The organism is Streptomyces canus (assembly GCF_030815415.1).
Taxonomy (GTDB): domain Bacteria; phylum Actinomycetota; class Actinomycetes; order Streptomycetales; family Streptomycetaceae; genus Streptomyces; species Streptomyces canus_F.
The window spans coordinates 1,819,797-1,833,214 of the sequence record NZ_JAUSWW010000001.1 but is presented as its reverse complement, the minus strand read 5'-3'; the positions used below and the strand labels follow the sequence as shown (position 1 = coordinate 1,833,214).

The following is a 13,418-nucleotide window of genomic DNA, read 5'->3' as shown; positions in this document are numbered from 1 at the left end:
CGGGCGGCCCGCCGCTGTCGTGGCGGCGGGCCGTGCGCGGAGGGTCGGTTCAGTCCGCGGTCTGCGCCGGATCGGCCGTCACCCTCCGCAGCAGCGGCCGGCTGGCGCTGATCGCGGCGAACATCGCCAGCGCGCCCAGCACCGCGCAGACGGCCAGTTGCAGGAGGCCGGTGGCGTTGACCGTGGTGCCGAGCGCCTGGTTGAGCTTGCCGGCACCGTACATGCCCATCGCGGTGGTGCCACCCGCCAGGACCACCAGCGGGACGACCGTCTCGCGTACCCGGGCCCGGTCCAGCACCTTGAGCGGGGTGCCTGCCAGCCGGAGCAGGCCGTACACGCGGCGCCGATCGAGGACGTTCGCGGCGGCGGTCAGACCCGCCGAGGCGCTCGCCACGACGAAGCTCAGGGCCAGGGTCGCGATGCTGACCTGGGCGATCCGTCCGGTGGCGATGCTGTCGCTCGCGCCGGCGTAGTCGCTGGAGTACGGCGGTGTGCCCGGGGCGAGCGGGGAGAGCGCGGTGACGGCGGTGTCGATACGTTCCGTGCCGCCGGAGACCTGGGCGATGACACCCGGCGCGCCGCCCAGCAGGGTGTCGAAGTCGTCCTCCCGCCCGGCGGTGACGGTCGCGGTGACACCGGCCCGGTGCAGGAGAGTACGGGCCTCGGCGGCGGCATGCCGGGCGGTGCCGGCGTCGGCGGTGACCACGGCGACCTGGTCCCGGTACTGCCCGGTGTCGCTGCCCAGCATGCTGATCGAGAAGAACCCGGCCGCGAACCCGGCCAGCACCAGACCGCTGACGGTACGCCAGGCGCCCCGCGGGTCGTCGCTGAGCCGGCGCGCGGCCAGCAGGGTCGCCGGTCGGCGGGCGAAGCGGCCCAGCACCCGGCCGAGCCGGTCCACGACCCACGGGCCGAACAGCCAGAACGTGCCGTAGAACAGCAGCAGAAGGGTCAGGAGCTGCCGCTTGTTCAGCTGGCCGCCACCGCCGGAGGTCGCCCAGATGTAGCCGAGGGCGCCCACGAACAGCACCAGACGGATCATCCGGGTGCGCCTCGGATTCGCCTGCTGGGCCACGCCGAGCGGCGAGGTCGCCACCTGGCGCAGCATCGACACCGCGCTGACGGTGAGGAGGGCGGTGACGCCCAGCACGACGGCCGCGAACCAGCCGGTCCCGACCCAGAGTTGACTCGTGTACCAGCCGCCGATGCCGTACGGGATCCTCGCGAGGGCGGGCAGCAGGGCCGCGTAGGCGAGCGCACCGGTGAGGGCCCCGGCCAGGCCGACGGTGGCCGCCTCCAGGGCGGTCATCGCGATGATCTGGCGCGGTGTCGCCCCGGCCAACCGCAGGGCGGCGAGCCGCTGTTCGCGCCGGGCCGCGCCGAGCCGCCCGGCCGCGGAGGCCAGCACGACCACGGGCATTCCCAGGAGCACGACGCCCAGCATGGCCGCCGCCTGGTCGGAGGCGGTGAACAGGCTCCGCGCGGTGCCGGAGAACCCGGAGATCTCGGCGCGCCAGGCCTGTCCGATGTCGTACCAGGTGGCGCCGCCCTCGGCGGCCGAGGACACCGCGGCGGCGCTCGGCGCCCGTCCCACCACGGCGACCAACTCGTCCGGCGAGGCGAGACCGGCGGAGCCGATCGTGCCGTAGGACGCCGGCTTCGGGAAACGCTCGGCGAGTTGGTCCGCCGGCAGCTTGTGCAGCAGGTCGGCCAGGGCGGGGGAGACGTACACCTCGCCCTGCTTCGGGAAGTTCTGGAGACCGGGCGGTGCGGGGGTCGGGGTGCGGTCGGGCAGCTGGGCCAGCGACACGACCGTGACGGGCTCATGGCGGACGTACGTCGTGGCCAGCGCCTGGACGGCCGTGCCGTGTTCGACGGCGTCGGGTGTGCGCCAGGCCGTGCGGTCGGCGCGGACGGCGGAACCGGTCGTGGCGGCGATCATCACCAGCATGACGAACACGCCGACGGCGGCGGCACCGGCTGCGAGCAACTGGCTCTGGAGGCCGCGGCGGCCGGAGGACCGGGCCAGGTGCCAGGTCAGGGGCAGGACGGGGGAGCGCATCACATCTCCGAGAGGCTCAGGCGACCGTGAACTGGCTGTGGTTGCTGATCCGGCCGTCGCGGACCTGTAGGACCCGGTCGCAGTGGGCGGCGACGTCGGCGTCGTGGGTGACCATGACCAGGGCGGCGCCCTGCTCGCGGGTGACGGAGGTGAGCAGACGGATCACCTCGGTGCTGGTGGTCTGGTCGAGGGCGCCCGTCGGCTCGTCGGCGAAGACCACGTCCGGTTCGACGGCCAGGGCGCGGGCGATGGCGACGCGCTGGGCCTGTCCGCCGGACAGCTGGCCGGGCCTGCGGTGCTCCAGGCCGTCGAGGCCGAGCGGGGCGAACCAGCGGCGGGCGCGTTCCACGGCCTGCTTGCGGGGGGTGCCCTCCAGCATCAGCGGCAGGGCGACGTTCTCGTCGGCGGGCAGTTCCGGCAGCAGCTGGCCGAACTGGAAGACGAACCCGAACCGCTTGCGGCGCAGGGCGCTGAGCCGGTTCTCGCCCAGCGTGTCGATGCGTTCGCCGCGCAGCAGGACCTGACCGCCGTCGGGGCGGACGATCCCGGCGAGGGTGTGCAGCAGGGTGGACTTGCCGGAGCCCGACGGGCCCATGATGGCGAGGGAGTCCCGCTCGCCGACCTCCACGTCGACGCCCGCGAGGGCGGTGGTGGAGCCGTACTTCTTCACGAGGCCGCGACCGGCCAGAACAGTGCTCATGAGGTGAGGTGGCCTTCTGTCAGCGCTCGAACTTCCAGGTGACGGACGTATGCGTGGCCTTGACCACGGAGACCGGGATCGTGACGGCCTTGCCGCCCGTGGTTCTGCCGGTGCAGGTGACGGTGGCCCCCGCCACGGCCTTCAGACCGGTCGGGCAGGTGACACCGGTGACCTTCTCGCCGACCCAGGGCAGCGGGTGGTACTTGCTCTGGGTGCGGCCCGCGACGACCGTGCCCGACAGGGCCCTGTGCCCGTCGACGGTCACCGTGCTGATGTCGTCGAGCCCGGTGGTCGACTCCGTCCCGGAGAGCAGGTACGTGCCGAGGCCGCCGACGGCGACGACCGCGGTCGCGCCTCCGACGGCACCGACGAGGAACTTGCTGCGCTGCATCGTGAACTCCTGCGAGTGGAGGGGACGGGGGCGGGTCGGAGGGGGCCGGAGTGGCAGCTCCGGGTGGCGCTGAAGTGGCTCCAGCCTCGCCCGCGGGCCCGGGTGCGCGCCTCGGCCATACGGCCATGACCGCGGCGGTCAGGGTCGGCCGTTCGGCCGATCTCACCGCCCGGCGCCCGCGCCCACGGGTCACCGGCATGCCATCGGTTTCCGGCCGGAACTCCGGCGCCGACGTTCCCGGCCGGGGCGCCGAGGCCGAGGGCTTCGTCCGGGCCCTGCCGTTTCCCGCCGAAGCGCCCGTGCCCACGGACCCTCTCGGAGTGCGGGCGCCGGTGTCACGGGCCGAGGCGCTGGTGCTGGGGGGCCATGCCGGTCCTCGACCGCTCTCGCGGTACCCGACAGGGCGAGGACCGCTCCGCTCGCACCGAACACCGCGGCGCCGCGACGTGCCCGTCGTCCGGTCCCGCCCATCCGTCCGGTGCGAGCTGTCGTGCCGCGCCTGCCTGCGGTGCTGGCCGTGCGGTGGGTCCCGGCTGTTCAATGGTGCTGCACATTCCCGCGAGGGAGAGGAGTCGCCGGTGTCACCTGTCGCCGTGCCGCCCGTCGGCGCGCGCATTCGGCGGGCGCGCCTGGAGAGCGGGCTCAGTCTGCGGGCCCTCGCGCGGGAGGTCGGGGTCTCCGCGAGCCTGGTGTCGCAGATCGAGACCGGCAAGAGCCAGCCGTCGGTGAGCACGCTGTACGCGATCACGACGGCACTCGGCATCTCCGTCGAGTCGCTCTTCGAGGCGCGGGAGCCCGCCGCGGCGACGGTCGCAGGCGCCGCGCTGCACGCCATGGCCGCTTTCGCCGCCGACCCCGGCCGACGCATAGGTCCCCTGGTCACCCCGGGTGAGCGGGAGGTTCTGGAGCTGGACTCGGGTGTCGTGTGGGAGCGGCTCGGGCACGTCCCCGGCACGGACGCCGACTTTCTGCTGGTGACCTACCGGCCCGGTGGTTCCTCCGCCACCTCGGGCGGTCTGATGCGGCACGCGGGCACCGAGTACGGCTACCTCACCTCCGGTGAACTCGTCCTCACCCTCGGTTTCGAGGAACGCGTCCTGCGCCCCGGCGACGCCGTCTGCTTCGAGTCGACGACCCCGCACCGCTACCGCAACGACGGCGCCGAACCGGCCGTGGGGGTCTGGTTCGTCGCGGGCCGGAGTGTTCAGTAGCACTTGACACTTCCGGGACACGGTCGTTGACTCGAAAGTGGGGGTGGTCGCCATGGCGATCCGCACTTTCGGACCCAACGCCGTCGACTGGGAAGAGCGCGTCGACCTGGACCGGCTCCGCGGACAACGGCTGGCCCGGCTGCACGAGACCCTGAACCGCTCCTCCCTCGGCGCGGTGCTCAGCTTCGACTTCGCCAACATCCGCTACATGACCGCCACGCACATCGGCACCTGGGCGATGGACAAGCTGATCCGCTTCGCGCTGCTGACGCGCGGTGGCGAACCGGTCGTCTGGGACTTCGGCTCCGCCGCCCGCCACCACCAGCTCTACAACCCCTGGCTCGACTACAGCGACGGCAAGGGCGGCCCGCCCACCGGCGCCCGGGCCGGTATCTCCACCCTCCGCGGCGCCTTCCACCCGGACGCCGGGATCGCCGCGGATGTCGCCGCGAAGATCGCCGCCGAGCTGCGCGAACACGGCCTGGCGGACGAGCCGTTGGGCATCGACGTCGCCGAGATGCCGGTCCTCGCCGCCCTGCGCGCCGAGGGCATCGACGTCGTCGACGGCCAGCAGGTCTTCCTGGAGGCCCGCCGCATCAAGACCCGCGACGAGATCTCCCTGCTGGCCCAGGCCTGCGCGATGGTGGACGCCGCCTACGAGGAGCTGTACGGCTATCTGCGGCCCGGCGTACGCGAGAACGAGTGCGTGGGGCTGGTCAGCAAGGTCCTGTACGACCTCGGCAGCGAGTACGTCGAGGGCGTCAACGCCATCTCCGGGGAACGCTGTTCACCCCACCCGCACGTCTACAGCGACCGTCTGATCCGCCCCGGCGACCCCGCCTTCTTCGACATCCTGCACAGCCACCTCGGCTACCGCACCTGCTACTACCGCACCTTCGCCGTGGGCAGCGCGTCCGGCGCCCAGCGGGACGCCTACGTCCGTTGCCGGGAGTACATGGACGAGGCGATCGCGCTCGTCCGCCCCGGCGCCACCACCGCCGACATCGTCCGGGTCTGGCCGCGTGCCGAGGAGTTCGGCTTCGCCGACGAGACCGCCGCCTTCGCGCTGCAGTACGGCCACGGGGTCGGGCTGTCCATCTGGGAGAAGCCCATCTTCAGCCGTCTGGTCTCCCTCGACCACCCCGAAGTCCTCGAAGAGGGCATGGTGTTCGCCCTGGAGACCTACTGGCCGGCCGCCGACGGCTGGTCCGCCGCCCGGATCGAGGAGGAGCTCGTCGTCACCGCCGACGGCTGCGAGGTCATCACCAAGTTCCCGGCCGAGGAACTGCTGGTGGCGGGCCGCAAGTACTGGACGGTCGGTGGCGAACTCAACACCCGGCGGGAGTCGCAGTCCCATCTCAACCGGGGTGGTGACACCCATGGTGGATAGCGCCGAACTCCTCGCCCTGTACGAGCAGATGGTCCTCATCCGCCGTACCGAGAAGGCCGCCCACGACCTGTTCCTCCAGGGCCTCGTCAAGGGCACCACCCACCTCGCCGCCGGACACGAGGCGATCGCCGTCGGCGCGAGCGCCGCCCTGCGCGCCGACGACTACGTCTTCGCCACCTACCGCGGCCACCACCACGCCCTGGCGCGGGGCGCCACCCCCGAGGAATGCCTCGCCGAACTCATGAGCCGGGCGACGGGGTTGTGCGGCGCCAAGGGCGGCTCCATGCACCTGACCAAGGCGGCCACGGGCATGCTCGGCTCCTACGCCATCGTCGGCGCCCACCTCCCGATGGCGGCCGGCGCGGCCTGGTCGGCGCGGCTGCGCGGCACCGACCAGGTCGCGGTGGCCTTCTTCGGTGACGGCGCGACCAATATCGGAGCCTTCCACGAGGCGCTCAACCTGGCCGCCGTGTGGAAGCTGCCCGTGCTGTTCGTCTGCGAGAACAACCTGTACATGGAGTACACGCCGATCGCCTCCGTCACCGCGGTCGCCCGGCCCGCCGCCGACCGGGCGTCCGCCTACGGCATTCCGGGCGAGACGGTCGACGGCAACGACGTCGTCGCGGTCCGGGACGCCGTCGCCGCCCTGGCGGGGCGGGCCCGGGCAGGAGACGGGCCCGCCCTGCTGGAGGCCGCGACCTACCGGCACTTCGGTCACAGCCGGTCCGACCCGGCGACCTACCGTCCGGCCGAGGAGGTCGAACGCTGGCTCAAGCACGATCCGTTGGACATCGCGCGGGGACGGCTGACCGAGCTGGGCGTGCCCGAGGAGACGCTCACCGCGGCCGACGAGCGCGCCCAGGACGTCGTACGCAAGGCGGTCGAGGCGGCGAAGAGCGCGCCCGCGCCCGATCCGGAGCAGGCGCTGACCGACGTATGGGCCGACGGGGGTGCCGCATGGCGGACGTGATCACCTACCGGGAGGCGGTCGCCGAGGGCATCGCGCGGGAGATGCGCCGGGACGCGGCCGTCGTGTGCCTGGGAGAGGACATCGGGGAGGCCGGCGGGGTGTTCAAGACAACCGCCGGGCTGTTCCAGGAGTTCGGGCCGGAGCGGGTGTGGGACACGCCGATCTCCGAACAGGCCATCGTGGGCGCGGCGATGGGCGCCGCCATGACCGGGATGCGGCCCGTCGCGGAGATCATGTTCTCGGACTTTTTGGCCTGTTGTTGGGACTACCTCGCCAACGAGATACCCAAGGTGCGTTACATGACGGGTGGTCAGGTCACCGTGCCCCTCGTCGTGCGCACCGCCAACGGCGGCGGGCTCGGTTTCGGCGCCCAGCACTCGCAGGCCACCGAGAACTGGGCGCTCACCGTCCCCGGCCTGAAGATCGCGGCTCCGGCGACGCCCGCCGACGTGATCGGCATGATGGCGGCGGCGATCCGCAGCGACGACCCCGTGGTCTTCTTCGAGCACAAGGGGTTGCTGGCGTCGAAGGGTTCGCCCCCGCCACCGGACCACGTGGTCGTGCTGGGGCGCGCCGCCGTCGTGCGCGAAGGTGCCGACGTGACCCTCGTCGCCCTCGCCGCGATGGTGCCGGTGGCGCTGCGGGCGGCCGCCCGGCTCGCCGAGGAGGGTGTCGAGGCCGAGGTCGTCGATCTGCGCTGTCTGGTGCCGCTGGACATGAGCTGCGTGCTCGCCTCGCTCGCCCGGACCTCGCGGCTCGTCACCGTCGAGGAGAACCCGTACCAGGGCGGCTGGGGCGCCACCGTCGTCTCGGTCGTCGCCGACGAGGGCTTCGGCCTGCTGGACGCGCCCGTGCGCAGGGTGGCGGGCGAGTGCGTCCCGTTGCCGTTCGCGGACGCGCTGGAGGAGCGGGTCATCCCCACCGTCGACAAGGTCGTGGCGACCGTCCGCGACCTCACCGCGTACTGAACACCCCGAAGGAGGAAGGGCGATGACCGTTCGGACACTCCTGCGCGCAGGTCACGTGATCTCGATGGACCCCGACATCGGGGACCTTCCCCGAGGGGACGTCCTCATCGAGGACGGGAGGATCGCAGCCGTACGGCCCGAGATCAGCGCCGATGCCGAAGCCCTCGACATGACCGGCCGGATCGTGATCCCCGGCTTCGTCGACACCCACCGCCACACCTGGGAGGCCTCGATCCGCGGGGTCGCGCCGGACGCCACGCTCGACGACTACTTCGTCGGCATCCTCGACACCTTCGCGCCGCTCTACACCCCCGAGGACGTGTACGCGGCCAACCTGGCCGGCGCCCTGGAGTGCCTGAACGCCGGCATCACCACGCTCGTCGACTGGTCGCACATCAACAACACCCCCGAGCACCCCGACGCCGCGATCCGGGCCCTCGCCGAGTCCGGGATCCGCGCCCAGTACGCCTACGGCAGCGCCAACACCTCCCTCGCCGACTACTGGTTCGAGAGCAAGATCGCGATCCCGGGTGACGACGTACGACGGATCCGCGCCGAGTACTTCGCCTCCGACGACTCCCTGCTTACCATGGGTCTCGCCACCCGCGGCCCCGGCTTCTGTGTGAACGACGTCGTCACCGCGGAATGGGGTCTGGCCCGGGAACTGGACATCCCGCTCACCGTCCATGTCGGCATGGGACGGCTGGCCGGCCGCTTCGGCATGGTCAAGCAACTCCACGACCTGGGGCTCCTCGGCCCGGACACCACCTACATCCACTGCTGCTACCTCAGCGAGGAGGAGTGGCGGATGGTCGCCGACAGCGGCGGTACGGTGTCCGTCGCGCCGCAGGTCGAGACGCAGATGGGGCACGGCTGGCCGCCGGTGATGAAGGCGATCGAGTACGGACTGCGGCCCTCCTTGAGCATCGACGTCGTCACCACCGTCCCCGGCGACATGTTCACCCAGATCCGTGCGGCCTTCGGCGCCGAACGGGCCCGCGTCAACGCGGAGTGCTGGCAGGCCGATGTCCCGGTGCCCGAAGCGATGCTGACGGCCCGTCGGATGCTGGAGATCGCCACGCTCAACGGCGCGCATGTCGCCGGACTGGAGGACCGCACCGGTTCGCTGACCCCCGGCAAGCGGGCCGACGTCGTCGCGATCGACGCCACCGCGCTGAACGTGGCGCCGGTGCACGACGCGGCGGCCGCGGTGACGCTGTCCGCCGATGTCTCCAATGTGGACACCGTGCTCGTCGACGGCGTGATCCGTAAGCGGGACGGGAAGCTGACGGCCGACGTGGCCCGCGCCCGGCGCCTCGTCGAGGAGTCCCGTGACCGGCTCCTGGCCGCGAAGGCCGCCCGGTGACCGCTCACCTGGTGCGCCGCGCCACCGACGTACCGCCACCGGCGTACGACGAACACGGCCACCGGCGGCGGGGGTTGGTCGGCGAGGACGACGGCAGTGTCCATACCGGCTTCGGCATCTGCGAGTTGCTGCCGGACGGCGCGATCGGGCCCCACGTCCACTCGTACGAGGAGAGCTTCTGCGTGCTCGACGGGACCGTCGTCCTCGACGTGCCCGAAGGGTCCTACCTCCTCGAAGAGGGCGACTACGGGCTGCTGCCGACCGGTGTCCCGCACGCCTGGCGGGGCGCCGGGGACACCGTCGCACGCTGGGCGGACATGCTCGCGCCCGTGCCGCGCGCCCGCTACGGCCACGACACCCAGGCGGTGCCCGCGCTGCCCCGCCGCGACCCCGTCCGCCTCGACGTCCGTGACCCGCGCACCCGGTCCTTCGGGCACTTCGAGCCCGCGCAGATGGAACCCGGCAAACAGTCCCAGGACCTGCTCGCGGTGTCGGCGAGCATGCGCACCGCGCTGCTGGTCTACAGCGGGATCACGGTGAAGATGATGGTCGACGGCGACCTGGGCGCGGTCGCCTCGACGATGTTCATGGTGCAGTACGCCCCGGACGGTGTCGCGGGCACGCACGACCACCCCTTCGAGGAGACGTACCTGATCCTCGAAGGGACCGTCGACGCCACCTTCGACGGCTCGGTGTACCGGCTGGGGCCCGGCGATGTGGCCTGGGCGGGCGCCGGTTGTGTGCACGGGTTCACCAACGCCGGTGCGGGGCCGGTGCGTTGGCTGGAGACACAGGCGCCGCAGCCGCCGGTCCGCCACTCGTACCGGTTCACACGGGACTGGGAGTACCTGAGGGAGGTGGTGGAGTCATGAGCAGTGTGCTCGTCGTCGGCGGTACGTCGGGGATCGGCCGCGAATTCGCCCGGTTCCGTGCGGGGCGGGGGGACGAGGTGGTCCTCACCGGCAGGGACGCCCATCGTGCCGACACGGCGGCCAAGGAGACCGGTGCGCTGCGCGGCATCGCCCTCGACCTGTCGCGGCCGCGGGAGATCGCGGCGGCGCTCGGCGGCATCGGTCCTGTCGACCATCTGGTCCTGGCCGGTGTCGCCCGCGACGACAACCGGGTGAGCGCGTACGACATCGAGGCCGCCCTGAACCTGGTGACGCTGAAGCTCGTCGGCTACACCGAGGTCGTCCACGCGCTCCGGGACCGGCTGCACGACGACAGTGCCATCGTCGTCTTCGGCGGACAGGCCAAGGAGCGGCCCTACCCGGGCGCGACGACCGTGGCGACCGTCAACGCGGGCGTGCGCGGACTGGTGCACACCCTCGCCGTCGAACTCGCCCCCGTCCGCGTCAACGCCCTGCACCCCGGTGTCGTCGGGGACAGCCCGTACTGGCTGGCCAAACCGGGGGAGGTGCTCGCCGGACTACGCACCAGGACACCCAGCGGACGGCTCGCCACGATGGCGGACGTCGTGGACGCCGTGGACTTCCTGCTGCGCAACCGGTCGGTCAACGCCGTCGAACTCGCCGTGGACGGGGGGTGGTTGCTGGGCTAGGACTTGATCCCGACGGCCCCGTACAGCGACACCGGTCCCGCCGCGGGGTCCGGCGCCTCGTTCACCGCGAGTTCGGGACGCCAGTCCTTGACCGACACGATCCCCGGCTCCAGCACGTCGAGTCCCTTGAAGAACCGGCCGAACTCGTCCCGCGTACGGGCCACCAGCGTCACCCCGCCCGCCGCGTAGGCCTCGATGCCCCGCCGTACGTTCTCCGGCTCGAAGTCGGCGGTCATCGCGGACAGCACCAGAGCGCTGCCCGGGGCCAGCGCGCCGACCAGCGTGTCCACCAGGTCGTACGCGCCGTCCTCGGCGGCGACGAAGTGCATGAGCGCGATGAGCGACAGGGCGACGGGCCGGTCGAAGTCGAGGATGCGGCCCGCCTGTTCGAGGATCGTCCGCGGCTCACGCACGTCGGCCTCGATGTACTCCGTCACGCCCTCCTCGGTGCCGCGCAGCAGGGCGCCGGCGTGGGCGAGGACGATCGGGTCGTTGTCGACGTAGACGACGCGGGCGTCCGTGGCGACCTGCTGGGCGATCTGGTGGAGATTGGGCTCGGTGGGGATACCGGTGCCGATGTCCAGGAACTGGCGGATCCCCGCGTTCGCGACCAACTGACGGGTGGCCCGGTTCATGAACCAGCGGTTGGCGCGCGCGGCCCGCGGGGCGTCGCCGCTGAGCGAGGCGATCTGACGGCCGAGGGCCTCGTCGACCGGGTAGTTGTCCTTGCCGCCGAGGTACCAGTCGTAGACGCGGGCCGGGTGCGGCTTGGTCGTGTCGATCCGCTGGACGGCGGCCGGCTCGGTCCCGGTCACTGTGACTCCTCTGCTCGCCGGTCAAGGTTGCGAGCAGTCTCGCACGATCATCCGGGCCGGGCGGAGTCGGTCTTCGGCCACCCGGTTCAGGTCAACTGCGGTGTCATTCCTACGGTTTGAGCGGATCGTGGCCCAGCGTCATCAGCAGGTGCCGACGCCGCGTGTCCTCCGCCGCAGGCTCGTTCTCCGGGTCCGCCTGTGCCGACACGGTGTCCACCACCTCGTACATCACCTCCACGTCGTCATCGGTGAGATCCGTGCGCCGTTTCTGCAGGATCGCCAGGACGTGCTGCCCGGTGGGCGACCCGGCGTGTTCCGGCAGCGGCTCGGTGTCCTCGTCGGCGTCGCTGACCCGCAGCCAGGCCGCCAGCTCCTGCGAGGTCATGTTCACCACGCGGTGGAAGTCCTCCCACAGTGCGTCGAGTTCGAGGGCGTCGGTCATCATGTGCACCTTCCGTACGTGCGGGTGGCGGTCAGTCCCTCGGCCAGTTCTCCGCGTCGAACATCCAGCGCTGCTTCTCCAGTTCCGCCGTGATGCCGATCAGCAGGTCCTGGGTGACCGGATCCGCCTTCTCGGTCGCGGCGATGCGCTCGCGCAGTCGGCCGATCGCCGTCTCCAGGGTCTCCATCATCAGGGCGACGACGTCGTTGTCCCGCTGCCAGCCCTCCTTCGGGCCGGGCAGGGTGTACGCGCTGGCGATCGTCTCCGGGCGGCCGTCGGGCGGCAGCCCGAGCGCCGCGGCGCGCTCCGCCACGGTGTCGGAGTAGCTGCGGGCCGTGTCCACCACTTCGTCCAGCTGCAGGTGGATGGAGCGGAAGCGCGGGCCGACGATGTTCCAGTGCGCCTGCTTCCCGATCAGCGACAGCCCGAGCAGATCCACGAGCGTGCTCTGCAGGGCGTCCCCGGCGATCCGGCGGGCGTCCTCGGGAAGGGTGCTCCTCACCACGGTCATACCGTGCTCCTCCTTCTGGCGTGGTTCGTGCCGATCCGGAGCGGTGCGACGCGTCCCTGGTCACAGCGTCCCTGGTCACAGGCGGTCTGCCGACCACTCCATGTCGGCGCGGGTGCCCAGGGCGAATCGCTGCAAACGCCGCGGGATCACCCGTCGAGCACCACGTCCAGGAAACGGGTGAGGTCGGCGAAGACTTCTGCGCTGTTCGTCTCGTTGAACACCTCGTGCCGGGCGCCCGGATAGATCCGCTCGGTCAGGACACCCCCGCTGAGCTGCTCGACCCCGACGCGGCTGCCGGCGAGCGGCACCAGCCGGTCGTCGTCTCCGTGCAGCCACAGCAGCGGGAGCCGGCCGATGTCACCGCCCTTGGCCACGGTCTCCAGCGTGCGCAGGAACGACTCGACCGTCGGCCGCTTCATCGGCCCGTGCCAGACCAGCGGATCCGCCGCGTACGCCGCTCCCACCGCGGGATCACGGGAGAGCGAGGCCGGACTGACGGGCGTGTCCGGGATCTCGTCCAGGGCGATCAGCCGCCGGGGCAGCTCCCAGTCGCCGATCACCGGTCCGGACAGGACGAGCGCGGTGAGTTCGGTGCCGTGGCGCTGTGCGAAGCGGGCGCAGATCAGGCCGCCCATGGAGTGTCCGATCAGGACGACCGGCAGGCCGGGGTGGGCGGCTCGGGCGAAGTCGGCCACGGTGTGCACATCGGTGACCACGTCCTCGAAGTCCTCGACCAGCACTCGCTCGCCCGCCGACTTCCCGTGGCCCCGGTGGTCGGGCCCGAAGACAGCCGCGCCGTGCCGGTGGAGGACGTCGGCGAGCTCCTCGTAGCGCCCGATGTGTTCGCCGTACCCGTGCACGACGAGCGCGAGCCGGCGCGGCCGCGGGTGCGGCCACTCGCGTACGACCAGTCCGTCGAGGGTGTGCTCCCGGGCCTCGGTCATGTCTCCTCCAGCTGCGTCGGTGAAGGTCCCCGGGGATCTTCCCAGGGTGTGAGGGGGCGGTCTACACTCCGAAACTAGCAGTGCTAA

Annotated in this window: 14 protein-coding genes; 7 read left to right on the top strand and 7 right to left on the bottom strand. The window is 71.9% G+C overall.

Going from position 1 to position 13,418, the window contains the following annotated elements:
* Positions 1-49: 49 nt before the first annotated feature.
* The 3 genes from QF037_RS08640 to QF037_RS08630 are packed head-to-tail and all read right to left on the bottom strand — an operon-like array spanning position 50 to position 3,153.
* Positions 50-2,062, bottom strand: a complete 2,013-nt coding sequence (locus QF037_RS08640; RefSeq protein WP_307023480.1) for an FtsX-like permease family protein — start codon at positions 2,060-2,062, stop codon at positions 50-52.
* Between the two features lie 16 nt (positions 2,063-2,078).
* The gene (locus QF037_RS08635) at positions 2,079-2,762 is read right to left on the bottom strand and encodes an ABC transporter ATP-binding protein (RefSeq protein ID WP_307023479.1); all 684 of its coding nucleotides are present in this window, start codon (positions 2,760-2,762) and stop codon (positions 2,079-2,081) included.
* A 19-nt stretch (positions 2,763-2,781) separates the two neighbouring features.
* Positions 2,782-3,153, bottom strand: coding sequence for a DUF4333 domain-containing protein (locus QF037_RS08630; RefSeq protein ID WP_307023478.1), 372 nt, complete (start codon positions 3,151-3,153; stop codon positions 2,782-2,784).
* Between the two features lie 578 nt (positions 3,154-3,731).
* Here QF037_RS08630 and QF037_RS08625 point away from each other — a divergent pair.
* Genes QF037_RS08625 through QF037_RS08595 form a run of 7 tightly spaced genes read left to right on the top strand, consistent with a single transcriptional unit; the run spans position 3,732 to position 10,619 of the window.
* Positions 3,732-4,364: a helix-turn-helix domain-containing protein gene (locus QF037_RS08625; RefSeq protein WP_307023477.1), complete on the top strand. Its 633-nt coding sequence runs from the start codon at positions 3,732-3,734 to the stop codon at positions 4,362-4,364.
* A gap of 52 nt (positions 4,365-4,416) precedes the next feature.
* Positions 4,417-5,754: a M24 family metallopeptidase gene (locus tag QF037_RS08620; RefSeq protein WP_307023476.1), complete on the top strand. Its 1,338-nt coding sequence runs from the start codon at positions 4,417-4,419 to the stop codon at positions 5,752-5,754.
* Positions 5,747-6,724: a thiamine pyrophosphate-dependent dehydrogenase E1 component subunit alpha gene (locus QF037_RS08615; RefSeq protein ID WP_307037060.1), complete on the top strand. Its 978-nt coding sequence runs from the start codon at positions 5,747-5,749 to the stop codon at positions 6,722-6,724. The genes QF037_RS08620 and QF037_RS08615 overlap by 8 nt, the downstream gene beginning before the upstream one ends.
* A complete protein-coding gene (locus tag QF037_RS08610) occupies positions 6,712-7,692 on the top strand; it encodes an alpha-ketoacid dehydrogenase subunit beta (protein WP_307023475.1) in 981 nt (326 codons plus the stop codon). Before QF037_RS08615 ends, QF037_RS08610 begins: the two co-directional genes overlap by 13 nt.
* A gap of 22 nt (positions 7,693-7,714) precedes the next feature.
* Positions 7,715-9,058, top strand: a complete 1,344-nt coding sequence (locus tag QF037_RS08605) for an amidohydrolase family protein (RefSeq protein WP_307023474.1) — start codon at positions 7,715-7,717, stop codon at positions 9,056-9,058.
* On the top strand, positions 9,055-9,930 hold the full coding sequence (locus QF037_RS08600; RefSeq protein WP_307023473.1) for a cupin domain-containing protein: 876 nt from the start codon (positions 9,055-9,057) through the stop codon (positions 9,928-9,930). Before QF037_RS08605 ends, QF037_RS08600 begins: the two co-directional genes overlap by 4 nt.
* Positions 9,927-10,619 (top strand): SDR family oxidoreductase, encoded by a 693-nt coding sequence (locus QF037_RS08595; protein ID WP_307023472.1) that lies wholly within the window; start codon positions 9,927-9,929, stop codon positions 10,617-10,619. Before QF037_RS08600 ends, QF037_RS08595 begins: the two co-directional genes overlap by 4 nt.
* Here the strand turns inward: QF037_RS08595 and QF037_RS08590 are convergent.
* The 4 genes from QF037_RS08590 to QF037_RS08575 form a co-directional block, all read right to left on the bottom strand.
* Positions 10,616-11,434, bottom strand: a complete 819-nt coding sequence (locus QF037_RS08590) for an SAM-dependent methyltransferase (RefSeq protein ID WP_307023470.1) — start codon at positions 11,432-11,434, stop codon at positions 10,616-10,618. The two genes, QF037_RS08595 and QF037_RS08590, sit on opposite strands and share 4 nt — an antisense overlap.
* 109 nt (positions 11,435-11,543) lie before the next feature.
* Positions 11,544-11,876, bottom strand: a complete 333-nt coding sequence (locus QF037_RS08585) for a DUF3140 domain-containing protein (RefSeq protein WP_307023468.1) — start codon at positions 11,874-11,876, stop codon at positions 11,544-11,546.
* 31 nt (positions 11,877-11,907) lie between these two features.
* Positions 11,908-12,387, bottom strand: coding sequence for a Dps family protein (locus tag QF037_RS08580; protein WP_307023466.1), 480 nt, complete (start codon positions 12,385-12,387; stop codon positions 11,908-11,910).
* A 146-nt stretch (positions 12,388-12,533) separates the two neighbouring features.
* Positions 12,534-13,331, bottom strand: a complete 798-nt coding sequence (locus tag QF037_RS08575; protein WP_307023464.1) for an alpha/beta hydrolase — start codon at positions 13,329-13,331, stop codon at positions 12,534-12,536.
* Positions 13,332-13,418: the final 87 nt, after the last annotated feature.